This window comes from Oceanisphaera psychrotolerans (assembly GCF_001870485.1).
Classification (GTDB): Bacteria; Pseudomonadota; Gammaproteobacteria; order Enterobacterales; family Aeromonadaceae; genus Oceanimonas; species Oceanimonas psychrotolerans.
The window spans coordinates 75,981-101,759 of sequence record NZ_MDKE01000022.1 but is presented as its reverse complement, the minus strand read 5'-3'; the positions used below and the strand labels follow the sequence as shown (position 1 = coordinate 101,759).

Below are 25,779 nucleotides of genomic sequence, written 5' to 3'. Positions count from 1 at the left end.
GGATGGCCCTATTCTTACCAAGGTCATCCTTTCATGATTATCTGAAAACGACTCGACAGCCGGTGATTTCCGACCTCCCGGCTCCCTCCCCGGCCAATATACGTCTGCTCATGATCAAAAGCGGGGCTGGCAGACATCTGCATGTCGTTTTCAGGCAATCGCCAAGGACCAAAGTGCACAAAAATGCCGTCATTAAGGACAATCTGGCGAAGCGAGACGGAGAACAGCGATGAATCAGGATTTTATCTCACCCATCAATACCCAGACCTGGAGTAACGGGCGCCATCCGGTACGGTGTGTCAGGGTCATCCAGGAAACCTGGGACGTCAGGACCTTCTGTTTTACCGCAGAAAGCCCCCTGCTGTTCTTCTTCAAACCGGGACAATTCGTGACTCTGGAGCTGGAAATCGAAGGACAGACGGTGATGCGCAGCTACACCATCGCCTCCTCTCCTTCCGTGCCCTACAGCTTCTCCATTACCGTCAAGCGGGTGCCCGGCGGCGAGGTGTCCAACTGGCTGCACGACAACCTCAACGAGGGCGACGCCCTGGCGGTCCATGGCCCGGTCGGCAACTTCAACTGTATCGACTTCCCCAATGACAAGGTGCTGCTGCTTTCCGGCGGCGTCGGCATCACCCCGGTGATGTCCATGGCCCGCTGGTGGTTCGACACCAATGCCGACGTGGACATCCACTTCGTGCACAGTGCCCGCACGCCCAAGGATCTGGTGTTCTACCGGGAGCTGCAGCACATGGACTCCCGACTGAACAACATCCACCTCAGCCTGATCTGTGAACGTACCGACATCGGCGAAACCTGGAGCGGCTTCAAGGGATATCTGAGCGGCTCCATGCTCGCCCTGATCGCCCCGGACTTCATGGAGCGGGAAGTGTTCTGCTGTGGTCCCGCTCCTTACATGAGAGCGGTACGTACCCTGCTCCAGAACAGCGGCTTCCCGATGGATCACTACCACGAGGAAAGCTTCGGCGCCACGCCGGTCGATGTGGCCGAAGACGTCGAAGAGCAGGTCCGTGATGCGGTCGAGCTGGCCGAGGAGCTGGAGCGTACCGAGGAACGGCTGACCGTGTCATTCCAGGACAGCGATCTGCAGGTAGAGATAATGCCGGGCGAAACCCTGCACAGCGCCGCCGCCCAGGTGGGCCTGCACATTCCCAAGGCCTGCGGTATGGGTATCTGCGGTACCTGCAAGGTGCAGGTAGTGAAGGGAGAAGTCACCATGGAGCACAACGGCGGCATCACTGACGAAGACATCGAAGAAGGCTACGTGCTGAGCTGCTGCAGCGTACCCAAGGGCAATGTGGAAGTGGCGTTCTAAGCATCGCTTCATAATCCCTCCCGGCTTCCATTCCCGATGTGCCCCGGCGCACGATGGAATGGAAGCCCTCACGCCCCCATCCCCCGCCTGAGTTACACCGCGACAACCACCATGGTCGCCTCCCCGGCTCAACCGAACGCCGGTCAGGCACCAGCGCCCCCATTACCTCGATGACCCGACACTCGCCACATCCCCGGAAAAAGCACCTTTCATATTGATTATTCCGTCATTAAAACAATGACTTGTGTCGCTTTCGGGCAATATGGCCAAACCGCCTTATGACATTATCAACGCATGCCTGACAGGCATGCTGTTTGATAAGGTCGGTCCACTTTTACTGGCCCGGGCCCATGCCCAGGCCAGTTTTTTACGACCATGATTTGACGGCACATTCATACCGCCTCCGCTTCTTGCTGGCGCTGTTGCTTGTACCGCTCGGCGTTGAGCCCTTTTTTCCAATAGCCCGACGCCACGATATTGCCGCGCGGTATGGCGTATTGCTCATCCAGCCTTGTTTTCAGCTTGCGCACCAGTCCGGCCTCCAGCGCCATGAAAACGACAGGCGCCTGCGCGGTGCACTCCAGGTTATTTAATGCACTCGACATACAGGTATCCGGTGTGTGGGTGACCACCCAGTTGACGGCTCGTGATGTATTCAGATCAATAATATCCTGCTTGGTAGGTACATGCACAAAGGCATCAATTCTGGCACTGGCGGGCAGTTGTTCGAGGTACGCTTTAATGGCATTAACCGAGGTTAAATCCCCTAGCAATACATAATGTGAATGACTGAGGTTATCGAGCTTTTTCGGGCCCGGGCCCGCTATGGCCAGGTTATCGCCGACCTTTGCCGCCTTTGCCCAGTCGGTGGCGGGGCCCTGGTGCATATTAATCACAAAATCAAGCGTAAGCGCGCCCGTGGCCGGGTCTACATGCCTGATGGTATAGGAACGCATATACGCCGTTTTCACATTCAGCTCGGCATCGGTTGCACCATCCCGGGGGATCAGCACTTTGACGTAATTGCCGGTGTACGCGGGTGTGAGCCCTTTGAATTCGTCAGAGCCGACGGTAATACGTTGTAGATGCGGTGTAATTTGTTCCGTACTCAGCACCCTGGCTTTGCGGACTTGTTTGCTCATGTATCACCTTGTATTACAAGAATATTTAAGCGATGAGCAGAAAAAATTGCGCAACGCCAAACTGGTTGATAAAATCAACTATAACAGTTTAGTTGATATTGTCAACCACATGGATCTACTATGAACACCACCCTGGTCAATACCCTTTTCACACTGATGAATCACTACCGCGTAACGATACGTCAGGCCATTGATGCCAATGAGCTGGGATTAAATGCCATGCATGTACGCTGCCTGCATATCATTTCAGCAACCAGTCACTGTACCGCTAACGATATTGTTACCCAGACTCAACGCGACAAGGCACAAATAGCGCGTTTGATCAAAGAGTTGGTTGCACTAAACCTCATCAATAAATATGCCAGCGAACATGATAAACGCAGTTTTATTATCTCGCTTACCCCTCAGGGAACCGAACTGTTCAACAAGCTGCTTGATGCCGAACAGCAGGTCAACGAGCAAATGTGTAAAAACCTGAATGAGCAGCAAATCAGCGACTTTTTAGCTACCGCCAAAAAAATGATCAACAACATGCAATGAGCGGTCATTGATCATGTGGCGCCGTTCAACCAGAACGCAGGTAGCGTGGCAGCATGTTACGCCAGCGCCGAAAACAACAAGGCCGCCCGGAGGCGGCCTGAATCAGGGTATCAGCGTAGAGGAAACTATCAGCCCCTGGCCGATGCCGTGCTTACCTTGGCAGCCTCCTGTCCCAAATTCCCCAACTGACGACGGCGTTGCCAAAGCAGTACCGTGATCAGGGCATAGAGACCGATCACCACCAGGCCCACCCACTCTATTTTCAGCGGCGTGAACTGGAACAACAGCACCAGGCCGAACATCAGCGTCCAGTTAAAGGCCACATAACGCACCGGCCCCAGCTTCTCCGCTTCGATACGCAGGTTGGTGGTATACAGACGGATCAGCGAGTCCAGGGAGTTGACCACGAAGATAACCCCCACCACCACCATCGCCATATTCAGCAGGCCGCCGATCGCCAGCGCCTGTTCGAAGTGCAGATACAGCACGGAGAACCAGATGGCGATGGGAATGGAGGGCACCACCAGCATGGAGATGCACAGCTGCCAGGCCTTGAGACCACCCGAAAAACGGGCCACGAACTGACCGATCATGATACTCCAGGAGAACCACCAGAACAGATAAAAGGCATGGTAATCGCTGATGGGCGTCACAAACTGATGGATATTGCCGAAATATTCACCGAGGCCGGCCATGGTATTGCCCAGCCCCTGTACGCCCGCTCCGGTATTCAGCCACATGGCGGCAATCAACGCGATAAACAACCAGGTCGAGGCCACGCTCAGCACTTTCACATAACGCACGTCCGAGCTCGACCACACCGCCGCCAGTACCACCAGTGCCACCAGACCGTAGGTCATGGCCGGTGAGATGCCTTCGATGTAGCTGGGCAGATAACTGAGAAACAGGAAGCCGGTGAAGGCACAGGTACCGATGATCACCAGGTTGTTGACCAGCTTGACCAGCGGCAGCTCGAACAGCCTGACCCTGGGCTCGATCAGCACAAAGTAGAACGTGGTCAGGAAGTAAAAGCCCCACACCAGAAAGCCCCAGAAACCGAATTCGATGGCCAGCGGATTGGCAAAGCCGTATTCGGCTTCACTGGCATACACCGGAAATTCGGTCAGCGGGAACATGATCAGGCCCACATCCAGGCCGGAGGTAAACAGAATTGCGATAAAGGTAAACAGGGAGGTGGGCATCTCGCCCTTGCAGCGAACATTCCCGTGACGCAGCAGTATCACCACTGAAGCCACCAGGGTAAAAATAATTGCAACCGATAACACCATTTCCATGGGTAAACCCTCTTGTCTTGATTCCATGACTCATCATTAACATCAATACCATCCACTGGTTTTTCTGGTCGGTGAGTACCCCCTTGCGAACATGAACCGACTTGCCTGACGACTGCCGTCCGGTTTTTTGATTGAACGATCAATTAATTTTAACTCTAGACAACTTAACCTATCGGGCAGACGCTGTATACGTCACCTTCATATCCGGATGCGACAGAGGAGATTTATTCAATTAACGATGAGATTCGTATGAGACAGGGCATGGCGGAGCCGACACACGGCTCCCGGGCAGATCAGGCCTACCGCGCCAACAGAACGTCGGCGGACTGTTGTAGACCCGAATATTAGGCTCGAAGGTGTCGAACCGGATGGGTGGGTCCGGCTTTATGCGGATAAATCGGGGAGAGTGTCACACGGGCGGGTATCGGCGGCCCGATGGTAAATCACGCTGTTATCGCCGCGAGTGAAGCCAAGCAGGTTCATGCCCGACTGGCGAGCATAGTCGATGGCCAGCGACGTCGGCGCCGACACCGCCACCAGCGTCGCTACGCCCAGCATGGCGCATTTGTGTACCATCTCGTAACTGGCCCGGCTGGTGACCATGATAAAACCGGCAACCGGTGCGCTGCCGCTCAGCTGGGCACCGATCAACTTGTCCAGGGCATTGTGCCGGCCCACATCTTCCCGCACCGCCAGCAACCGGCCGGCCTGGTCAAAGGAAGCCGCCGCATGAACGGCCCCGCTGAGCCGGTGTAACGTCTGCCGCTCCTGCAACTGCTCGCCGGCACGGGCAATGACCGTCAGTTCCGGCAAGGCGGCGGCACTGACCCGCGGCGCCGGCGGCAGGGCCTGCACCAGCGACTCCCGGCCACAAAGGCCACAACCGGTGCGACCGGTCAAGGCTCGCCGTTTTTCCTTTAATTTAAGGAAGCACTCGCTGCTGAGCTCAATCTCTATTTCGATACCCAGCGGCTGCTGGCTGAGCTCCATGCCATAGATCTGCCCGGGCCGGTCGATGATGCCTTCGGTCAGGCTGAAGCCCAGTACGAAATCTTCCAGATCCAGCGGGCTCGCCATCATCACCGCATGGGAGATACCGTTATAGACCAACGCCACCGGCACCTCTTCGGCCACCAGATCCTGCTGCCGAGACAGGCTGCCCTGGCGGCTCCGCTCCACTTCTGCACTGATCACCCCCGCGGTGGGTGTCCTGGACTGCTGGGCGCTCATGGTGACTCCTTGCGCTGTTATTTGAATACCCTGCCTTGATACCGCTACCCGCGACCATCGGCAAGCCATTCCTAAAAAAAACGGGGGCGCCTGTCAAACAAGCGCCCCCTGTGAGCATCGATATCAGCGGGTCAGTATCATGAAACCCCGACCCGCTCGCAATGTCTGTCAGGCAAACAACGACATTAATGCGCGTTATGAGACGGTTTGTCGGTCTCCTGCTGGCCGCCAGCCTCGAGGTGATCCAGCTGATCGCGGGTAAAGGCGTAGAACCTCTGCTGCCAGTCAGACAGTGTATTGGCATCCGTGCCCAACACCTGCACCGCCGTCACCTTGTATTCCGGGCAGTTGGTGGCCCAGTCGGAATTGTCGGTGGTGATCACGTTGGCGCCGCTGTGCGGGAAGTGGAAGGTGGTATACACCACCCCCGGCTGCATGCGCTTGCTCAACCTGGCCTTCAGCACCGTACTGCCGGTGCGGCTGGCGATGGTCACCGGCTGGCCGTCCGCAATCTGCCGCAACCGGGCATCGTGCGGATGGATTTCCAGTACATCCTCGCTGTGCCAGACGTTGTTGTCGGTACGCCGGGTCTGGGCGCCCACGTTGTACTGGCTGAGGATACGCCCGGTGGTCAGCAGCAGCGGGTAGCTTTCCGACACCTTCTCGGTGGTGGGCATGAACTCGGTCACCACCATGCGCCCCAAACCGATGGGGAAGCTGTCACCGTGCATGATCGGCATGCCGTCGGGATGCTCGTCGTTGCAGGGCCACTGGATACTGCCCAGCTCTTCCAGCCGCTCGTAGCTGACATTGGCGAACGACGGGGCCACGCTGGCGATTTCATCCATGATCTCGGAGGGATGACCGTAGCGCATCGGATAGCCGAGGGCATTGGCCAGCGCCATGGTGATCTCCCAGTCTTCCTTGCCCGCCAGCGGCGGCATCACCTTGCGCACCCGGTTGATGCGGCGCTCCGCATTGGTGAAGGTGCCGTTCTTCTCCAGAAAGGTGGAACCGGGCAGGATCACATGGGCGAACTTGGCGGTCTCGTTGAGGAAGATATCCTGCACGATCAGCAGCTCCAGGGAGCGCAGCGCCGCCTCCACATGCTGGGTATTGGGATCCGACTGGGCGATGTCCTCCCCCTGCACATACATGGCCTTGAACTGGCCGGCAATGGCGGCATCGAACATGTGCGGAATACGCAGTCCGGGTTCGGCTTCGAGGCTCACGCCCCAGGCCGCCTCGAACTGGCCGCGAATCTGGTCGTTGTTGACCGGCTGGTAGCCCGGCAGTTCGTGGGGGAAGGAGCCCATGTCGCAGGAGCCCTGCACGTTGTTCTGGCCCCGCAGCGGGTTGACCCCGACCCCGGGCCGGCCGATGTTGCCGGTGGCCATGGCCAGGTTGGCGATGCCCATCACCATGGTCGATCCCTGGCTGTGCTCGGTCACGCCCAGCCCATAATAGATGGCACCATTGCCGGCGGTGGCATACTGCCGCGCCGCCCGGCGGATGGTCTCGGCCGGTACGCCGATCACCTCGGCCATCTGCTCGGGAGCATGGTGCTCTTCGGCAACAAAGGCGCGCCAGATACCATAATCCTCCGGATCGCAGCGTTCGGCAATAAAGGCTTCATCTTCCAGCCCCTCGGTGACCACCACATGGGCCAGGGCGTTGATCAGCGCGACGTTGGTGCCCGGACGGATCGGCAGGTGAATACCCGCCTGCGCATGAGGGGTGTCCAGCAAATCAATCTGGCGCGGGTCGGCCACGATCAGACTGGCGCCTTCGCGCAGGCGCTTGCGCATCATGGAGCCGAACACCGGATGGGCATCGGTGGGGTTGGCCCCGATCACCATGATGCAGTCTGCCTGCATCACCGAGTCGAAGTCCTGGGTACCCGCCGACTCGCCCAGGGTCATCTTCAGTCCATAGCCGGTGGGACTGTGACAGACCCGGGCACAGGTATCGGTGTTGTTGTTGCCCAGCGCCGCGCGCACCAGCTTCTGCACCAGGTAGGTTTCTTCGTTGGTGCAGCGGGACGAGGTGATACCGCCCACACTCTTGCGGCCATACTGATCCTGCACTTCGCGCAACCGGCGGGCGGCAAAGTTAATCGCCTCTTCCCAGCTGACTTCACGCCAGGGCTGGTCTATCGAGGCGCGGATCATGGGCTTGGTTAACCGGTCCTTGTGGGTGGCATAGCCGAAGGCGAAACGACCCTTGACGCAGGAATGACCATGGTTGGCACTGCCGCCCTTCCAGGGGGTCATGCGGATCACCTTGTCGCCCTTCATTTCCGCCTTGAACGAGCAACCGACGCCACAGTAGGCGCAGGTGGTGATCACGCTGTGCTCGGGCTGCCCCTGTGCGATCACCGACTTTTCCATCAGGGTCGAGGTCGGGCAGGCCTGCACGCAGGCACCGCAGGACACGCAGGCCGAGTCGACGAAGCTGGTGTTCTTGCCGGTGGACACCTTGGAGTCGAAGCCCCGGCCTTCGATGGTCAGGGCGAAGGTGCCCTGCACCTCGCCGCAGGCCCGCACACAACGGGAGCAGGCGATACACTTGCTGGGGTCGAAGCTGAAATAGGGGTTGCTCTCGTCCTTGACCGCATCGAGGTGGTTCTCGCCGTCGAAGCCGTAGCGCACTTCGCGCAGGCCCACAGCACCCGCCATGTCCTGCAGCTCGCAGTCGCCGTTGGCCGGGCAGGTCAGGCAGTCGAGAGGGTGATCGGAGATATACAGCTCCATCACGTTGCGCCGCAGCCTGGCCAGGGCCTGGGTCTGGCTGCGCACCACCATGCCCGGTTCGGCCGGGGTGGTGCAGGAGGCGGGATAGCCACGCCGCCCCTCGATTTCCACCGTGCACAGCCGGCAGGAGCCAAAGGCCTCCATGCTGTCGGTGGCGCACAGCTTGGGAATATTGATGTCGGCCCGGGCCGCCGCGTGCATCACCGAGGTGCCTTCGGGTACCGTCACCTCGACACCGTCGATGGTCAGGGTAATCAGGTTTTCCGACAGCCGGGCCGGCGTCCCGTAATCCTTCTCGGGATAAAAATGCTCAACCATCTGTTACGCCCCCTCTGAGCGATTGAAATCTTCGGGAAAATATTTGAGTGCACTCTTGACCGGGAACGGCGTCATGCCGCCCATGGCGCACAGGGAACCCTGAATCATGGTGTCGCACAGGTCTTCCAGTAATTCGATATTGGCGGCTCTGTTGTCGCCCTTGATGATCCTGTCGATGACCTCGACCCCGCGTACCGAGCCGATCCGGCAGGGGGTACACTTGCCGCAGGACTCTTCGACACAGAACTCCATCGAAAACCGGGCCTGCTCGGCCATGTTGACCGACTCGTCGAACACCACCACGCCCCCGTGGCCGAGCACGGCGCCGATGCTGGCGAAGGACTCGTAGTCCAGCAGCACATCGAACTGCTCCGGCGACAGGTAGGCCCCCAGGGGGCCGCCTACCTGCACCGCGCGCACCGGGCGACCGCTGCGGGTACCGCCGCCGAATTGATAGATCAGGTCACTCAGGCGCTGGCCGAAGGCCAGCTCCACCAGACCACCCTGTTTGAGGTTACCGGCCAGCTGGAACGGCAGCGTGCCCTTGGAGCGCTCATAGCCGTAATTGGCGTAATGCTCGGCACCCTCGGCGAGGATGGAAGGAATGGCGGCAAAGGTCAGTACGTTGTTGACCACGGTCGGCTGACAGAACAGGCCGACAATGGCCGGCAGCGGCGGCTTGGCGCGGACCATGCCGCGCTTGCCTTCCAGGCTTTCCAGCAGGGAGGTCTCTTCGCCGCAGATGTAGGCGCCGGCGCCGAGCCGCACTTCCAGCTCGAAACGGCGACCACTGCCGGCGACATCGGCACCGAGTACCCCGGCGGCATAGGCCCGCTCGATGGCGGTGTTCAGCAGCTCGTGAGCCAGCGGATATTCTTCCCGCAGGTAGATGTAACCCTGGGTGGCACCCACCGCCAGGCCTGCGATGATCATGCCCTCGATCAGCATATAGGGATCGCATTCCATCACCATGCGGTCGGCAAAGGTACCGGAGTCGCCCTCATCCGCATTGCAGACGATGTATTTCTGCGAGGCTTCGGTATCCAGCACCGTCTGCCATTTGATGCCGGTGGGAAAGGCCGCCCCGCCGCGGCCGCGCAGGCCGGATGCCTTGACGCTGTCGACCAGCGCCTGGGACGGCAGGGTCACCGCCTTGTCCAGGCCCTTGAAGCCGTCCAGTGCGCGATAATCGTCCAGCGACACCGGATCCGTGATACCGATACGGCCAAAGGTCACCCGTTGCTGCTTTTTCAGATAGGGGATCTGGTCGGTCAGGCCCAGGGCCAGGGGGTGCTCGACGGCACCGCGTTCGAAGCCGGCCTCGAACAGGGAGGCCACATCATCCAGCTCCACCGGGCCGAAGGCATAGCGCCCCTCGTCGGTGGCCACCTCGACCAGCGGCTCCAGCCAGAACAGGCCGCGCGAGCCATTGCGGATTAATTCAATCTCGATACCACGCCGTTCGGCTTCACGCCGGATCAGGGTCGCCACGTCGTCGGCGCCCAGCGACAGGGCGGTGGTTTCATAGGGAACATAGACTCGCAGGGTCATTATTTCAGCTCCAGTTTGAAAGTGGTCAGTTCGTCCACCAGCCGATCGAACTTGGCCGGGTTCATCCGCCCCTTGATCTTGTCCCCTACCCGGATGGAGGGGCCGGTGGCGCAGTTGCCCAGGCAATAAACTGCCTTCAGGCTGATGTCCTGATCCGGAGTGGTCTGGTCGAAGTCGATGTTGAGCTTTTCCCGCACATGGCGCTCGAACTCCCGGCTGCCCTGGGCCTGGCAGGCCTCGGCCCGGCAAACCTCGATCACATGCCGGCCCGGCTTCTGGCTGCGGAAATAATGATAGAAACTAATCACCCCGTGCACATCGGCCGCGGTGCTGCGTAAATGGGTGGCAATGACCTCGATGGCGGCATCGGGGATATAGCCGAAGTGGTCCTGAATACTATGCAGGATGGGCAACAGTGCGCCGGGTTTGTGTTTTATCGAACCGACTATCTCTTCGATAGTGTCTAGAACGCCTGCTTGAGTCTCATCCATAGTATCAACCTTATAAAAGCGGTCATGACGGCGGCGCTGTGCACACCGCCATCTGTTGTTCTGTGCTGCCGGCCGCTCCTGACCGGACAATTTCTTTCAACCAGAACATGCCCTCCACCAGAGATGGAAGGCATGAACCAGTCAACCCTATCCTTTACGCCGGCACCATGCCATGGGGGTCGATCACAAACTTCTTCGCCACCCCGCCGTCAAACTCGGCATAGCCCTGGGCGGCCTGATCCAGGCTGATGACCTGCACGTTGACCGCATCGGCAATCTTCACCTTGTCGAACAGGATGGCCTGCATCAGGGGCCGGTGATACTTCATTACCGGGCACTGACCGGTGTGGAACGAATGGGACTTGGCCCAGCCCAGGCCGAAGCGCATGCTCAGGGCACCCTGCTTGGCGGCCTCGTCCACGGCACCCGGATCTTCGGTCACGTACAGGCCGGGAATACCAATCTGGCCGCCGGCACGGGTCAGGGCCATGGCCGAGTTCAACACCGTGGCCGGCTGCTCCTTGCCATGGTCGCAACCACAGCCGTGCGCTTCGAAACCGACGCAATCGACGAAGGCGTCGACTTCGCGCTCACCCAGGATCCGTTCGATTTTGTCTTCCATCGAGCCTTCTTCACGCAGATCGATGGTTTCGCAACCGAAGCTGCGGGCCTGGGCCAGACGGTCCGGGATCATGTCGCCGACGATGACGCAGGCGGCTCCCAGCAACTGGGCCGAGGCGGCGGCAGCCAGACCGACCGGACCGGCACCGGCGATATAGACGGTGGAGCCGGGGCCGACGCCGGCGGTCACGCAGCCGTGGAAGCCGGTGGGGAAGATATCGGACAGCAGGGTCAGGTCTCGGATCTTGTCCATGGCCTGGTTCGGATCCGGGAACTTGAGCAGGTTGAAGTCCGCATAGGGCACCATCACGTACTCGGACTGGCCACCGACCCAGCCACCCATGTCTACATAACCGTAGGCGGCACCGGGACGAGCCGGATTGACGTTAAGACAGATACCGGTCTTGCCTTCCTTGCAGTTGCGGCAACGGCCACAGGCGATGTTGAACGGCACGGAAACGATGTCGCCCACCTTGAGGTACTCGACATCACGGCCGCATTCGATGATCTGTCCGGTGATTTCGTGACCCAGCACCAGGCCGGCTTCGGCGGTGGTGCGCCCACGCACCATGTGCTGGTCGCTGCCGCAGATATTGGTCGATACTACCTTCAGGATCACCCCGTGGTGACAGGCGCGTTTGCCGATGGACAGCTCGGGGAAGGCGATGGATTGCACCTCGACCTTACCCGGACCGGTATAGACAACACCTCTGTTTCCGTGAATTGCGCACATAATCAACGTCCTTTTTGCTTAACGGGAGCCAACGCCGGCATCTGAACTGGGCGTTATAAAACCGCAGCAGGCAGCCATATCGGTACCCCTGCTCGGATAACCGACAGTAAACATCCGTTACACTCTGGCAACATTGCTGAATAAGGCACCGGCGTGTCAGAACACGACATGAGTCAACACGGGGAAGGTCATCGGGAAAATGAAGAATTAAGGCAACGTGTCCATCTAGCGGGACGAAACAGGAAAGGGACGAGTGTGGCAGAGCCTGTCGGCATGGCCGGTTTGGGGGTGTTGCGGCGGGAATGGCGATACGGGGGTATCTGGCGGTGGCCCGTCTCTGCCCAGCTCAGACGGGGGCAGAGACGGTAACGGGACGGGGCCATGCCCCGTCCCGTGTTATCGGCGTCTGTTATGCCTTGTCGGAACCGGCGCGGTTATAAACCTCTTCGTCCAGCTCGTTTTCGCTCTTGCCGATCAGTACCGATACCATCAGATCGCCGCAGACATTGACGCTGGTCCGCGCCATATCCAGGATGCGGTCGATACCGGCCACAATGGCCAGGCCTTCCAGCGGCAGACCGACCGTGGTCAGTACCAGTGACAGCATGATCAGGCCGGCACCGGGCACCCCGGCAGTACCGATGGAACCCAGGGTGGCAGTCATGATGATCAGCATGTAGTCGGAAACCGCCAGATCAATCCCGAAGGCCTGTGCCACGAACACGGCACAGATACCCTGATACAGGGCGGTGCCATCCATGTTGATGGTCGCGCCCAGCGGCAGCACAAAGCTGGAAATACCCTGGGAAACACCCATTTCTTCGCGGGAAGCCTTGATGGTCGCCGGCAGGGTGCCGGAACTGCTGGTGGTGGTATAGGCCACGGCGGCCGGGTTGATCAGGCCCTTCAGGTAACGAACGGGGTTGAGGCGACCCAGCACGCTGATCAGGCCGGTGTAGAACACCAGCACATGGATCAGACAGCCCACATAAACCAGGGCAATCACCTTGATCAGCGGCAGCAGTACCTCCAGGCCATATTTGCCGGCCACCCAGGCCATCAGACCGAAGACACCGTAGGGAGCCAGTTTCATGATCATTTCGGTCAGCTTGTACATGCCTTCGGCCAGGCTTTCGAACAACTGGATGGCCGGCTTGGCCTTTTCACCACACAGGGTCAGGGCAATCCCCAGTCCCAGAGCAAAGACGATGATCTGCAGTATGTTGCCTGCGGCCATGGCACCGATGGGGTTTTGCGGGATCAGCGCCAGCAGGGTCTCAACCAGAGAAGGGGCTTCGTTTGCCGCCGTCGGGTCCGTGATGGTCATGTTCAGACCGGCACCCGGGGTAAACAGCAGTGCCAGTGCCAGGCCGATGGTGATGGCCACCGCCGTGGTGCCCAGATAGAGCACCACCGACTTGAGGCCGATACGACCCATCTTGCTGGTATCCTGCATGGAGGTCACCCCCACTACCAGGGAGCAGAATACCAGCGGCACGATCAGCATCTTGATTGCATTGATAAAGAGGGTACCGATTGGCTTGAGTACCTCGGCATCGGGTCCCATTACAGCCCCGGCAATAACCCCCAGGACCATGCCCACCAGAATTTTTTTCCAGAGTGCGAGTCTGCTCCAGAAGCCGGTGCGCTCTTGTTTCAATATTGTCTGTTCCATCGCCTGTTCCTTGTCATTGATGTCATGGCTTGCTACCGGACGCGACTGCACGATGCGGCGGTCCGGCCCATCGGTATCTGGCGGTCAATCGCCAATTCCTGACCAGATAAAAGCAAGCTGTGTGCCAAGTCCGTTAAAAAATATAAGCCATTGTTTATTAATGATTTTATTTTTTAACAAGGCGACAGTCGTGACACTGCCAAGGTATAACCAAAGTAATAGCGTCGAGCGAGAAAGAACAAATAAGCTTTAAAATCAATGAGATAAAAAATATAGCCCGGGTTATAACCTCACCCCGGGTTATAGGGGTTTGCCAGGCATCAAAAGCGGGTGACGATGGATTACGCCGAGGCCTCCGTTATCGCGGGCAGAAACAGGGTGGCGCGTGTTCCTTTGCCCGGTTCGGACTCGTAGACCAGCCGTCCGCCATGCTCCTGCACGATGCTGGCCGAGACGGACAGACCCAGTCCTATGCCCCCCTGCTCGCGCTTGGTGGTGAAAAACGGGTCTTTCAGACGAGACAAGTCCTGTGCCTCTATGCCACAACCCTGATCCATGACCTCGAGCCACAGTTCTTCGCTCCGGGCATGATATCCGGTCTTGATCGAAATGCCCTGTTCCCGGGAGGTCAGGGCCTGACAGGCATTGACGATCAGGTTGATCACCACCTGTTCGATTCGCTGGGCGTTCCCCTTGAACACCGGCAGCGCCTCGGCATAGCTTACCTCGACATGGTCACTGGATTTACGGATGCTGTTGTCGACCAGCCGGATCACGGTTGCGACCACCTGGTTGAGATCAACCCTTTCACCGAGTTCGCTCGGGCCCTGGCGGGCAAAGTCCCGCAGATCATCGACGATGCGCCGGATCCGGCCGGCGCTGGTCAGCATATCATCCAGCATGGCGGGGAGTTCTTCGCGCATGCGGCTGTATGCCAGCCCGGCCAGATAGAAGTCGCCCTGCTGCTGATACTGTGCCTCCAGCAGTTCCTCCATATCCTGATAGGCCTCTTTCAGCACCGGCAGATTCAGCAGCAGCAGGCTGCTGGGGTTGTTGATCTCGTGGGCCACCCCGGACACCAGGATGCCCAGGGAGGACATCTTGTCGGCCTGGATCAGCTGCTGATGCTGCAGATTCAGTTCCCGGGTACGCCGGGTTACCTCCCGGGACAGCATCCGGTTCCAGATAACGATGCCTCCCAGTACCACCAGCAGCACGGCAGACAACAGGGCGGCGGCCAGGCCGATCTTCTTCCAGGGCCAGCCACTCTGCTCCAGCGGCCCCAGCCACTTGTCATAGATTTGCTGGTGACGGCCGGTATTCTTGAGAATGGCCAGCCCCTCGCTGAAGCGCGCCAGCAGTGCTTCGTTGCCCTTTTTGACCGCGTAGCCATAGCGCTGCGGATTGAAGGGCTGACCGACCGGTACCAGGTTGGAGAGCTCCAGCTCGCGTCCCAGATAGAGCCCCGGCAGGTTGGCCACCAGGGCATAGTCGTGCTTGCCCGCGGCCAGCAGCCGCAGGCCGACGGCGTGGGTATCGACCAGGATCAGACGCGCCCCCACGTTATTGTGCACCAGGTAGTCGTGCATGATGCCGCCCCGTTGCACGATGACCTCCTTGCCCCGCAACTCGGCGAGATCGGTCGCCTGGCCCTCGCCCTTGCGGGCAAAGATCGACTGGTGCACGAAGGCATGGGAAGGTGAAAAGTCGTATTCGGCCGCCCGTTCATCGGAAAACACCATGCCCTGCAACGCATCCAGCTCGCCCTCCTCCAGGGCCTTGCGCATGGCATCCCAGTCCCCCAGCCGGATGTCGATTTTCATGCCCATCACCTCCGCGATGGCACGGGTCAGTTCAACATTGTACCCGTCCGGTTCCCCTTCCTGATTCAGGAACTCATAGGGCGGATAGCTGTGATCGCCGCCCACCTTGATGATGTCGTCATTGCGGCGGTCGGCGGCCGTCGCTCCGCTCAGGCTCAGCAACCACAACAGGGCGACGGACAGCAGATACCGCCCGGGACGATACAGGGACAGCGTCATCTCCTCGGCTCCGGCTGACCATAGCGGTGCCCGCACACCTGCCAGAAGGCCTCGGCGGTGGCAGACAAGGGCCGGCTGCAACGATAGAGGCAGACATTGAGAGGAAGCTGCCAGCTACTGCCGCCGCATATCACCAGAAATCCCTGGCGCAATTCTTCCCGAATGGCGAAGCTCGGCACCCAGGCAATGCCCATCCCCTGCATGGCCATGACCTTCAGGCTGTCGGCCAGCGGAGATTCAAAGGCCTGCTGCAGTGCCACCGTTCGCGGCCGGCGACGCAACAGTTGCTCTACGCAGCGGCCGAGAAAAATTTCCCCGGGGTAACCCAGGTAAGGCAGGGTCACCGGCTCGGCGGTATCCAGGTTGAAAATCGCCCGGCCCTCTTCATCTCCCCGGCACACCGGCACCAGCTGCACCGTCTGCAGATCGAACTTGTGAAAATGTTCCGATGCCAGGGTCTGATCTTCGAACGCCAGCAGGAAATCACAGATGCCGTTTTTCAGTGCCTGCACGCTGTCATCCACGTTGGCCACCAGCTGACGGGTACTGACGCCCTCCAGCTCCTGCCGAAAGGATTGCAGAAAGGCAGGAAACAGGGACAGGGACAGGGTATGGGACACGGCAAAATCGATGGTGCTGGCCCCCCGTTGCTTCATCGAACGCAGGTGGCCGATGCTGTCGGCCAGCTGGGACACCAGGTTGCGCGCGGTGATGCGGAACAGCCGCCCCTCGTCGGTCAGCTGAACGGGCGTGCCGGTCCTGTCTATCAGCTCGCAACCGAGTGCGGCCTCCAGTGCCTTGATCCGCCGGCTGAATGCCGGTTGGGTCATGTGCCGTTCCTGTGCGGAGCGGGAGAAGCTCTGGGTATGGGCCAGAGAGAGAAAGTCCTCCAGCCATTTTGTTTCTATATTCATGCCCCACCCCTCGGCTCGATAATGATCTGCTTGCGGTCAGGTTATGACCGGTCCTGCCGCATTATATCACCCGAATGGTGCCATTCCTCAGGCCAATATGGGCCCATGCAAACCGGGCACCGGTTATGATAATTGCGCATAACGGCGCCATCTTTTTGATATATAAAGTATTACCTGCCCATTATACAGATTGGACATAGGGGGTACTCAAACAGCATTGTTACCGACGCTATCGGCTGTCTTAGGCTGCTGACAAACAGCATGGAGTAGCCATTATGAGTTCCCTGATAGGAATACTTGGCGGCATGGGCCCCCTCGCCACCGTCGATTTCGTTACCAAAATCATCAACCAGACTCCGGCCAGCCGGGATCAGGATCATCTGCCGCTGCTGGTCCATTCCGTCCCCCAGATCCCGGACCGCACCGCCTGCCTGATGGACAACCGGGAGTCCCCTATCGATGCGCTGCTGCAGGGACTGAACACCCTGATCAATGGCGGTGCCGGCTGTATCGCCATTCCCTGTAACACCGCCCACCACTGGTACGAGCAACTGGCTCAGGCGAGCAGCGTCCCCATACTACATATTGCCCAGGCCTGTGCCGAGTCGCTGGCGCAGGACAAGATCACCTCGGTGGGGCTGCTGGCCACCGACGGCACCCTGAAGGCCGGCTTCTACCCCAAACACCTGGCGGCGTTCGGTATCGACATGAAGATGCCCGATGCGGCACTGCAGCGGCAGGTAATGGAGGGGATCTACCTGGTCAAGTCCGGCGCCGTCGAGCAGGGAGGCCGGTTGCTGGACGCCTGCATGAGCGAGATGCTGCAACAGGGCGTGGAACGGGTAATCCTCGGCTGTACCGAAATCCCCTTTGCGCTCGATCACATCGGCTCGCCCAACGCTCACCTGGGCATGGATGCCACCAAGGCACTGGCGGCCGCCTGCATTCAGTGGCACGGCTCACGGCAGATGGCGGTCGCGGCGTAGTTCGGCCACAGGCCGGAACCCATCACTATTGACGGCAATACCCGGTTTGGCGGCGAGCTCACACTCGCCGCTTGCCGTTATTCGGCCAGCGACTGCACCAGCTGGTCAAACTCCTCTTTCAGGGCCACCTGAAAATGGCGACAAAGCCGGGAAACCAGATGGAATTTCGGCAGTATGATGGCCACCTCGAATTCGACCAGTGGCCTGAACGGCCGCAAAAGTACCTGACTGTCACTCCTCTTGCCGTACTCCATGGCGGTGACCGGATCGATCAGCGCATAGCCAACCCCTTCATTGACCAGGGCCATCGCCGAAGGGAAAAGCTGGGTTTCGGCAACAACATTAAGCCGACAATCATGCCGGTTTGCCAGGCTGCGCAGCTGCATGGTGGTTTGATGTCCATCACCCAGGGTGATCATGGGCTTGCCATCCAGATCCCCGATGGTTATTTCATCTTTGGCTGCCAGCGCCGAATCGGCGGGTAGCGCACAGAGCATCTCGAACTTATAGGGAAAGATCTCCAGCTCGTTTTTAGACTGTGGCCGTTCCACGATACCAAGATCGAAGTGACCGGCGGCCACCCACTCCTCTACCTTCCTCGAAGGAAAGGTCTGCAGGGAAAGCCTCACTTCCGGATTGTCGCGCATAAAGCGGGCGGCAATGGTGGGCGTGATGGTAGACAATCCCGGCATACACCCTATCTGCAGTTTACCGACCCGCCCATGCTTCAGATCCTCGGCCAGTTCCTCGAGGTTGTTCAACGCCGTGATCACCCGCTCTGCTCCTTCGGAGAAGGACTTGGCTTCCAGGGTCATCTCGGTGCCATAGTGGTTCCGTTTGAATAGCAAGAAGCCCATGTCACTTTCGAGGTTGGCGATGGCGGCACTGACCGCCGGTTGCGTCAACCCCAGTCTCCGCGCCGCCTTGCTGATGCTACCACCACGCATAACCTCTTGAAATATATATAGTTGTTTCGCATTTATTTTCGGGATCATCCGTTACCTCGAATAGCGGTTGCCGTTAACCAAAGTAGGGTAAAAATATTATTTATACATCTATCGAAAAGTATTATTTGTTCTTATACCGACACAGTTAACATAATCAACACAGACTCACAACAAACAAGGGATGTAGGAGAGAGTTATGCACTATTTGGATACGATGGGCCTGCTGGCCTACTTCATATTGCTGGGATACATAGGATACCGCAGTGTCAAAAAGGTAAACTCCAGCGCCGACTTTGCCGTTGCCGGCAACAAGATAACCTGGCCGATCCTGTTTGCCACCCTGGCGGCCTCCTTCCTCGGCGGCGGCGCCTCCATGGGCCGGGCCGGACAGGCATTTGATCACGGCTACGCTTCATGTTCGCGGCCAGTGCCTTTCCGATTGCCACTGTGCTGACCGGGATATTCATTGCCCCCAAACTCAAGCGGTATATCGGCGCCCATACGGTGGGCGACATCATGGAACAACAGTTCGGTCGTTATGCCCGGCTGATTACCGGTATCTTTTCACTGATATTCTGTGTCGGGATCCTGGGTGCCCAGGCCCTGGCGGTCGGGACCGTATTCAATGCCATTATCGGTATCGATATCACCACCGGCATCCTGATCGGCATGGGCGTGGTGCTGCTTTATTCCACCATTGGCGGCATGTGGGCGGTGATCCAGACCGATGTGGTCCAGTTCCTGATGCTGGCCATCTTCATGCCCATCACCCTGCTGATCGGCATCAATGAGGTGGGTGGCGCAGAACAGCTGATTGCCCGGTTGCCCGACAGCCATTTCAGCATCATGGGCGATTACGGCCCCGGCATGTTCCTGAGCCTGTTTATCGCCTTCCTGCTGGGTGAAACCCTGGTCCCGCCCTATACCCAGCGCGCGCTGGCGGCCCCGGACTCCCGCAATGCCAAAATCGGCTACACCATCTCGGGCCTGTTCGGTTTTCTGTTCTACTTTGTCAGCTCGACCATCGGTCTGATTGCGCTGATCCTCTACCCGGATATCAGCCCGGATCTGGCCATGCCGGAACTGATCAGAACCGCCCTGCCCCTGGGTATCACCGGCCTGGTACTCGCCTCCCTGCTGGCGGTGGTGATGTCGACTGCCGATTCCTACCTCAACTCGGCATCGGTCATCTTCGTCAAGGATATCTATCAGGGCTTTATCAACCCCGATGTCGACGAGAAAAAGAAACTGTGGATTGAACGTCTGGTGAATCTGTTGATCGGTATCGGCGCCGTGGTGTTCGCGCTGTATGCGACCTCCATCATCGATGCCCTGCTGATCAGTTATTCATTGTGGGCACCGACCATCCTCATTCCTTTCGTGCTGGGTGTGCTCCTTGACCTTAAATGCAGCAAGTCGGCCATCGGCGCCATCATCGCCGGTGCCCTGGTCACCATTGTGTGGAAATGGGGCCCCTGGGATCTGAGCGGCATGACGGGGCTGTCGGCACTGGTCGCCGGTGTATCGGCCAACCTGCTGACCTTTACCCTGATTTATCACACCTTCAAAAACAGCCGAGCCACGTCGCTCGTGACCAAAAACAGCTAACAAGGAGTTCAGATATGCATTGGTTCGAATTCGCCATTTATGCCACCTCCGCCACCTGTATTCTGACGGCACTGGCTATCGGAGTTATGTCCTACCGGTTCTATAAAGCACATTGATCAACAGGGGGGCTCGCCCCCCTTACCCGCCGTTATTCAACAGCGCATCTTGTCACTGCCATTCAAGTCAATCAGGTGGTTTTATCAACATGAAACATATCATCGTGGTCGGCGCAGGTATTGTCGGCCTGTGCGTCTCTAAAACCTTGCTGGACAAGGGCCATCGGGTCACCTTGCTGGATGGGAATCAACCCGGATCGGGTACCTCGTCGGGCAATGCCGGTCTTATTGCCAACTACGCCACCACCCCGTTGGCCAACCCCGACAGCCTGGGTGCCATGCTTAAAGAAATCACCCGCCGCCAGCGTGCGCTGTCGATAGATCCCCGTTACCTTGCCGAACTGACCGGCTTTGGCCGCGCTTTTCTGCGTGCCATCGGCCACGGCCCCTTTACCGAAAACAAACAAACCCTGGTCGAGCTGGTCACCAGGGGAACCTTGTTGCAGCAGCGGTTGCTGGAAAGCCTGGGTTCGGATGACCTCTATCAGACCAAAGGATGCCTGCAAGTCTATCGCCAGGCTCCCGCCATGGGCCCGCAACTGACCGAACTGGCCGCCGCCAAGCAACGAGACGGGGTGCAGTGTGAAGCCCTGGATCGGGAGGCGTTGCTGAACCTGGAGCCGGGCTTGAACCCAGAGGGTCTGGAGGGCGGCCTCTGGTATCCGGACACCTGGTCGCTGCGCCATCCCCGGCAGCTCTGCACGCAGCTCCACCAGCGGTTACTGGCGCAAGGGCTGGATTACCAGCCGCTGGCGGTCGACAGCATCAGCGAGGCCGGTGGCCGTGCCCTGGTGCGGGCCGGCGATCAGGAGCTGGCGGCCGATGCCGTGGTGCTCTCTGCCGGCATCGGCAACCAGCAACTGCTGGCGCCTTTGGGAGTCAGACTGCCGGTGGTCAGCGAGCGCGGCTATCACCTGATGCTGGATGATGAGGAACTGGTGCTGAACCGGCCCGTTGGCTGGCTCGCCCGCTATTTTTATGCCACCCCGATGGACAACGGCATCCGCATCGCCGGTACCACCCAATTTGCCCAACCGTCGCGCCCGCGGCACAAGACAGATACCGCCATATGCAGGAATGGGCCGAACGCCTGTTTGGCCGCCCGGTTGAGGTGACGTCGCGCTGGATGGGAGTCCGCCACAGCACCCCCGACTCACTCCCGGTCATCGGGCCCCTGCCGGACCACAACCGCGTGTTGCTGGCCTTTGGCCACGGCCATCTGGGCATGACCCTGGCCGCGGTCACCGGTGAGCTGATCGCCGATGCCCTGGCCGGCCATCAACCCGACCGGCTGGCCAGGGCACTGTCGCCGAGCCGCTTCCTGTAAGACTCACCGCTTGATTTTTATAGCACAAACACCTGCCCAAACACCGGCCCTATCGGCCCCCGGGGCATGAAACCTATGGTGGCCGAGGCCCCGCGGCCTGGTGATCGTCGCTCTGCCTCACATCACCGGCCTCAGATCATCGGCGGCACTGCCGGCCGGTACGGGGTTGCGCAGCGCCGGTGACACAACCGGCGACAAGTTGACAAGCTCTGCCCGGCGGTGTTAGAAGTTTGCTCCCGCGGACAGTGAGGTTCGCGCCTGCCCGAACAGATGAGAATGAATGATATGGATATCCGCATCCTGATAGTGGAAGACGATGCTATCACCCGGGATTGCCTGGTTGATTACTTCAGGGAAGAACAATATCGGGTGTTCTCGGCACAAAGTGCGGAAGCGGCCGAGCAGTTGTTATCCGGGCAGGAGGTCGACCTGATCCTGCTGGACATCCGGTTACCGGGCAAAGACGGCCTGACGCTTACCCGGGAGCTGCGCGCCGGTTCCGAAGTCGGCATCATACTGGTCACCAGCCGCCAGGACGATATCGAGCGCATCATCGGCTTGGAATGCGGCGCCGACGAATACGTGACCAAACCCTTCAATCCGCGGGAGCTGCTGGCCCGGGCCAAGAACCTGGTGCGCCGGGTGCGCGCCTCGACCGCCGGCCTGCCGACGGAAGCCACAGGCAACGTCTGCCAGTTTGACGACTGGCGCTTCGACCTGGATCGCCGGGTACTGCTCGACCAGGACGGCCAACAGACCCCCCTCACCCACGGCGAATACCAGTTGCTGTGCGCCTTCATGCGCCACTCGGGCCAGACCCTGTCCCGGGATCAGCTGATGGATCAAATGAAAAACCGGGAATGGGCGCCCAACGACAGAACCGTGGACGTGCTGGTGGGTCGGCTCCGGCGCAAGCTGAAGGACGACCCCGCCCAGCCCAGAACCATTCTCACCGTGCACGGTGCCGGCTATGTGTTCACGCCCCGGGCGATATCGTGCCCCTGATGCTCACGCTGCTGCTTGTCCTGCTGCCGGCACTGCCGCTTCAGGCTCAGGCTAAAGCCCGGACCGATGTCCGCGTCCTCACCGCCTGCGGCCACCCCATGTATCCGCCGCTGTCATGGAATGAAAGCGGCCAGCTTACCGGCATAGCACCTCATCTGGCCCGGCTGATTTTTGGCGAACTCGGCTACGAGCTGGACCTGCGGGTGTTCGGCAACTGGGAACGCTGTCAGCTGGAAGCCAGGCAGGGACGGGTAGACGTGATTGTGGCCGCCTACAAGACGCGTCAGCGCGAGCGAGTATTCCAGTTCAGCGAGACGCCCATCATCGCAGATCCCGTGGTGCTGTTCACCCGGGCCGAGCGCAACAGCGAGCCGGAATCGTCCCCGGACTGGAGCGGCAAGACCCTGGGGCTGCTGTTCGGCGACAGCTTCGGCGATCAATTCGACCAGGCGCTGGCCCGCCATCCCGATGTAGAGCGGGTCTCCACCGGCGAGCAAAACGTCGGCAAGCTGGCACTGGGACGAATCGACTACATGCCTATCGGCCTGTCCACCGGCCGTTTGCAGGCGCAGCGGCTGCACCTTGAGGAGCAGATCCGGCCCTTGCCGTCCATCATCACCGTAGAGTATTACCATCTGGCCCTGCCCAACGGCTCCGCCTTGTTGCCACTGCTGCCGGTGATTTCCGAACGGTTACGCCAGCTCACCGAAGATCACTACATCAGCCAGATCACCCCCTATTACGAGCAACGCTATCTGGCGCTCACGGATGCCCGCTGACATGTTCACGTCGTTTGCCCTGTTCCCCGCCTGGCGTCGCCGGCACCCGCTCGGCTATCGACTGTTGCTGCTGGTACTCGGCTTCAGCCTGCTGTTTTCGCTGATCTCGACCTCGGTACAGCTGTATCTGGACTATCGCCAGACTCAGCAGGACATGACTGACAGAGTCAGCCTGATCGAACAGAGCTATCTGGACAGCCTGAGTCAGAGCCTGTGGGATCTCAACCTGCCCCAGACCCGACTGCAACTGAAGAGTATGCTCGACATGCCCCATGTGGCCCAATTGACCCTGACCGGCGACGACCTGGCAGCGCCACTGGTGCTGACCCGGCACGAAGAAGGCGACCCTTACCTGTATCGTTTCGAGCTGATCTATCCCAGCCCGCTACTGGGTCCGCGTCCCCTGGGGCAGCTCGAACTGGCCTTCAGCCGGGCCAGCATCCGTGAGCAGCTGGTACAGAATGCCCTCTCGACCTTTGCCGGCCAGACGCTGACGGTGCTCGCCATTGCCTGCAGCCTGATGCTGCTGTTTCAGCGACTGGTTACCCGTCATCTGGAACGGATGGCCCGTTATGTGGAACAGCTGGTGCAGGGCCGCTGGCACCAGACGCTGGCGCTGGATCGCCGAGCCGGGCACCAGCAGGACGAACTGGACACCCTGGTGCAGGCCATCAACACCCTGCGCCACACGGTGAAGCAGGACATACAGCACCGGGAACGGCGCCAGAGCGAACTGCAACTGGACAAAGACCGGCTCGAGGCACTGGTCGACAAGCGTACCCAACGCCTGCGCCAGGCCAAGGAGGCCGCCGAGGCGGCGGACCGGGCCAAGACCCGGTTTATCGCCACCATGACCCACGAGCTGCGCACCCCCATGAACGGCATTCTCGGCACCCTGGCGCTGCTGCGTCCGGCCCTGCAGCACAGCCCGCAAGGCCCGAGACTGGATACCCTGCAACAGTCGGCCGAGCACCTGCTGATGCTGCTGAACGACGTGCTCGATTTTGCCGCCCTGGAGCAGGAACAACTGTCCGACGCCGCCGCCCCCTTTGCATTGACCGAGCTGCTGGATACCACCCGGGCCATGATGCAGGGCTATGCCGATGCCAGACGGATAACACTGGAAGTCGCGGCTCCCGCATTGCCAGGCGGTCATGTACAGGGGCACGCCAACCGGCTGCGCCAGGTGCTGATCAATCTGTTGTCCAATGCCATCAAGTTTACCGACGAACACGGCCGGGTGGAGCTGGCCGTCACCCCCGTCGATGCCGGCTGGCGATTCAGCGTGAGCGATAACGGTATCGGTATCGCCCCCGCGCAGCAGCAGCGTATTTTTCACCGCTTTACCCAGGCCGACGACAGCATCACCCGCCGCTACGGTGGCACCGGGCTGGGGCTGGCCATTTCACAGCGACTGGTCACCGCCATGGGCGGATGCATCAGGGTAGAGAGCCAGCCGGGCCGGGGCAGCCGGTTCTGGTTCGAACTGCCGCTGACGCCGGCCGAGACGCCGCCGCAACCCATGCCCGAGGTACCGCTGCCCCCGTTCCCCAGCCTGAGTCTGTTGCTGGTGGAAGACATGGCCATCAACCAGCAGATCATCGCCGCCCTGCTGGAGCAACAGGGCCACCTGGTGAGCCTGGCCGACAGCGGCGAACAGGCCCAAAGCATGACCGAACAGCAGGCCTTCGACGTGATCCTGATGGACATGCATCTGCCGGGCATGGATGGCCTGGAAACCCACCGTCACATCCAGAGCCAGGCTCACGGCTTGAACCACGACACGCCGGTTGTGGCGCTGACCGCCAGCGTCACCCCGCAGGATATAGCCCGGTATCTGGCGGCGGGGCTGCGGGCGGTGGTGGCCAAGCCGGTACTATGGCCCGCCCTGCATCAGGCACTGATCCAGGCGCTCGGCCGGCCGGTGCCGCCCCGGCTGGACAATCCGCTTCTGCAGGAACAACTGACGGTACTGGGTCACTCCCGGTTGCTGGCCCTGTTGACCCGCTTTGCAGAGGAGCTGCCAGAGCAGCATGCCGCCCTGCGCCGGGAACTGGCCTGCGGTGACCATATAGAGCTGGCTCAGCTGGCCCATCGCCTGCGTGGCACGGCACACATGCTGGGACAACTAAATCTGGGTAATCTACTGGCCCGGCTGGAAACCCTCGCCGAGCAGCAACAGCCGGTGCCATCGGCCCTGGTCGAACAGCTGAACCAGAGAGTAAACCAGACCCTGAGCGAGCTGGACGCCATTCGCACCCGCCTGACCCATGTCACTTAAGACAACCCATTTACAATTCATTACATTTACAGCAATACAGGTTACATCCACGCCGTAAGCTGGAGTCATCCCAAGGGATAACCGCGCAG

Annotated in this window: 19 protein-coding genes and 1 pseudogene; 9 read left to right on the top strand and 11 right to left on the bottom strand. The window is 59.8% G+C overall.

The annotated features are described in order from the left end of the window. Window positions 1-229 precede the first annotated feature (229 nt). Window positions 230-1,336 carry an FAD-binding oxidoreductase gene (locus BFR47_RS09225; protein WP_071472793.1) on the top strand — a complete coding sequence of 369 codons (1,107 nt, stop codon included), beginning with the start codon at window positions 230-232 and terminating at the stop codon, window positions 1,334-1,336. Window positions 1,337-1,728: 392 nt separating this feature from the next. On the opposite strand, the gene BFR47_RS09220 is transcribed toward BFR47_RS09225, so the two are convergent. After that, a complete protein-coding gene (locus BFR47_RS09220; RefSeq protein ID WP_071472792.1) occupies window positions 1,729-2,478 on the bottom strand; it encodes a siderophore-interacting protein in 750 nt (249 codons plus the stop codon). A gap of 120 nt (window positions 2,479-2,598) precedes the next feature. Between BFR47_RS09220 and BFR47_RS09215 the strand changes: the two genes are divergently transcribed. Then, entirely contained in the window at window positions 2,599-3,018 is a 420-nt protein-coding gene (locus tag BFR47_RS09215; RefSeq protein ID WP_071472791.1) for a MarR family winged helix-turn-helix transcriptional regulator, read from the top strand. A 128-nt stretch (window positions 3,019-3,146) separates the two neighbouring features. Here the strand turns inward: BFR47_RS09215 and BFR47_RS09210 are convergent, their stop codons facing one another. The 9 genes from BFR47_RS09210 to BFR47_RS09170 form a co-directional block, all read right to left on the bottom strand. Next, window positions 3,147-4,313 (bottom strand): BCCT family transporter, encoded by a 1,167-nt coding sequence (locus tag BFR47_RS09210; protein ID WP_071472790.1) that lies wholly within the window; start codon window positions 4,311-4,313, stop codon window positions 3,147-3,149. Window positions 4,314-4,697: 384 nt separating this feature from the next. After that, window positions 4,698-5,543: a formate dehydrogenase accessory sulfurtransferase FdhD gene (gene fdhD / locus BFR47_RS09205; RefSeq protein WP_071472789.1), complete on the bottom strand. Its 846-nt coding sequence runs from the start codon at window positions 5,541-5,543 to the stop codon at window positions 4,698-4,700. Window positions 5,544-5,728: 185 nt separating this feature from the next. Continuing rightward, the gene (fdhF, locus tag BFR47_RS09200) at window positions 5,729-8,614 is read right to left on the bottom strand and encodes a formate dehydrogenase subunit alpha (protein WP_071472788.1); all 2,886 of its coding nucleotides are present in this window, start codon (window positions 8,612-8,614) and stop codon (window positions 5,729-5,731) included. Between the two features lie 3 nt (window positions 8,615-8,617). Continuing rightward, on the bottom strand, window positions 8,618-10,165 hold the full coding sequence (locus BFR47_RS09195; protein WP_071472787.1) for a formate dehydrogenase beta subunit: 1,548 nt from the start codon (window positions 10,163-10,165) through the stop codon (window positions 8,618-8,620). After that, complete coding sequence (locus BFR47_RS09190) at window positions 10,165-10,656, bottom strand: formate dehydrogenase subunit gamma (RefSeq protein ID WP_071472786.1); 492 nt, start codon at window positions 10,654-10,656, stop codon at window positions 10,165-10,167. Before BFR47_RS09190 ends, BFR47_RS09195 begins: the two co-directional genes overlap by 1 nt. A 154-nt stretch (window positions 10,657-10,810) precedes the next feature. Then, window positions 10,811-12,010: a formaldehyde dehydrogenase, glutathione-independent gene (fdhA, locus tag BFR47_RS09185; RefSeq protein ID WP_071472785.1), complete on the bottom strand. Its 1,200-nt coding sequence runs from the start codon at window positions 12,008-12,010 to the stop codon at window positions 10,811-10,813. 409 nt (window positions 12,011-12,419) lie between these two features. Further along, window positions 12,420-13,685: a dicarboxylate/amino acid:cation symporter gene (locus BFR47_RS09180; RefSeq protein WP_071472784.1), complete on the bottom strand. Its 1,266-nt coding sequence runs from the start codon at window positions 13,683-13,685 to the stop codon at window positions 12,420-12,422. Window positions 13,686-14,026: 341 nt separating this feature from the next. Beyond that, on the bottom strand, window positions 14,027-15,727 hold the full coding sequence (locus tag BFR47_RS09175; protein ID WP_071472783.1) for a transporter substrate-binding domain-containing protein: 1,701 nt from the start codon (window positions 15,725-15,727) through the stop codon (window positions 14,027-14,029). Further along, window positions 15,724-16,641, bottom strand: coding sequence for a LysR substrate-binding domain-containing protein (locus BFR47_RS09170; RefSeq protein WP_071472782.1), 918 nt, complete (start codon window positions 16,639-16,641; stop codon window positions 15,724-15,726). The genes BFR47_RS09175 and BFR47_RS09170 overlap by 4 nt, the downstream gene beginning before the upstream one ends. 275 nt (window positions 16,642-16,916) lie before the next feature. On the opposite strand from BFR47_RS09170, the gene cuyB reads away from it, so the two are divergent. Further along, window positions 16,917-17,627 carry a cysteate racemase gene (cuyB, locus tag BFR47_RS09165; RefSeq protein ID WP_071472781.1) on the top strand — a complete coding sequence of 237 codons (711 nt, stop codon included), beginning with the start codon at window positions 16,917-16,919 and terminating at the stop codon, window positions 17,625-17,627. Window positions 17,628-17,704: 77 nt separating this feature from the next. Here the strand turns inward: cuyB and BFR47_RS09160 are convergent, their stop codons facing one another. Further along, window positions 17,705-18,622, bottom strand: coding sequence for a LysR family transcriptional regulator (locus BFR47_RS09160; protein ID WP_083399071.1), 918 nt, complete (start codon window positions 18,620-18,622; stop codon window positions 17,705-17,707). A 148-nt stretch (window positions 18,623-18,770) separates the two neighbouring features. Here BFR47_RS09160 and BFR47_RS17805 point away from each other — a divergent pair, with 148 nt between their 5' ends. The 6 genes and pseudogenes from BFR47_RS17805 (at window position 18,771) to BFR47_RS09130 (ending at window position 25,690) form a co-directional block, all read left to right on the top strand. Next, entirely contained in the window at window positions 18,771-19,028 is a 258-nt protein-coding gene (locus BFR47_RS17805) for a hypothetical protein (RefSeq protein WP_139215143.1), read from the top strand. Continuing rightward, window positions 18,989-20,182 (top strand): sodium:solute symporter family protein, encoded by a 1,194-nt coding sequence (locus tag BFR47_RS09155; protein WP_139215142.1) that lies wholly within the window; start codon window positions 18,989-18,991, stop codon window positions 20,180-20,182. Before BFR47_RS17805 ends, BFR47_RS09155 begins: the two co-directional genes overlap by 40 nt. A 205-nt stretch (window positions 20,183-20,387) precedes the next feature. Further along, window positions 20,388-21,625, top strand: a pseudogene (locus BFR47_RS09150) (NAD(P)/FAD-dependent oxidoreductase). 285 nt (window positions 21,626-21,910) lie between these two features. Then, a complete protein-coding gene (locus BFR47_RS09140; protein ID WP_071472777.1) occupies window positions 21,911-22,630 on the top strand; it encodes a response regulator in 720 nt (239 codons plus the stop codon). Next, entirely contained in the window at window positions 22,630-23,409 is a 780-nt protein-coding gene (locus BFR47_RS09135; RefSeq protein ID WP_071472899.1) for a substrate-binding periplasmic protein, read from the top strand. The genes BFR47_RS09140 and BFR47_RS09135 overlap by 1 nt, the downstream gene beginning before the upstream one ends. A 1-nt stretch (window position 23,410) precedes the next feature. Next, window positions 23,411-25,690, top strand: a complete 2,280-nt coding sequence (locus BFR47_RS09130) for an ATP-binding protein (protein WP_071472776.1) — start codon at window positions 23,411-23,413, stop codon at window positions 25,688-25,690. Window positions 25,691-25,779 lie beyond the last annotated feature (89 nt).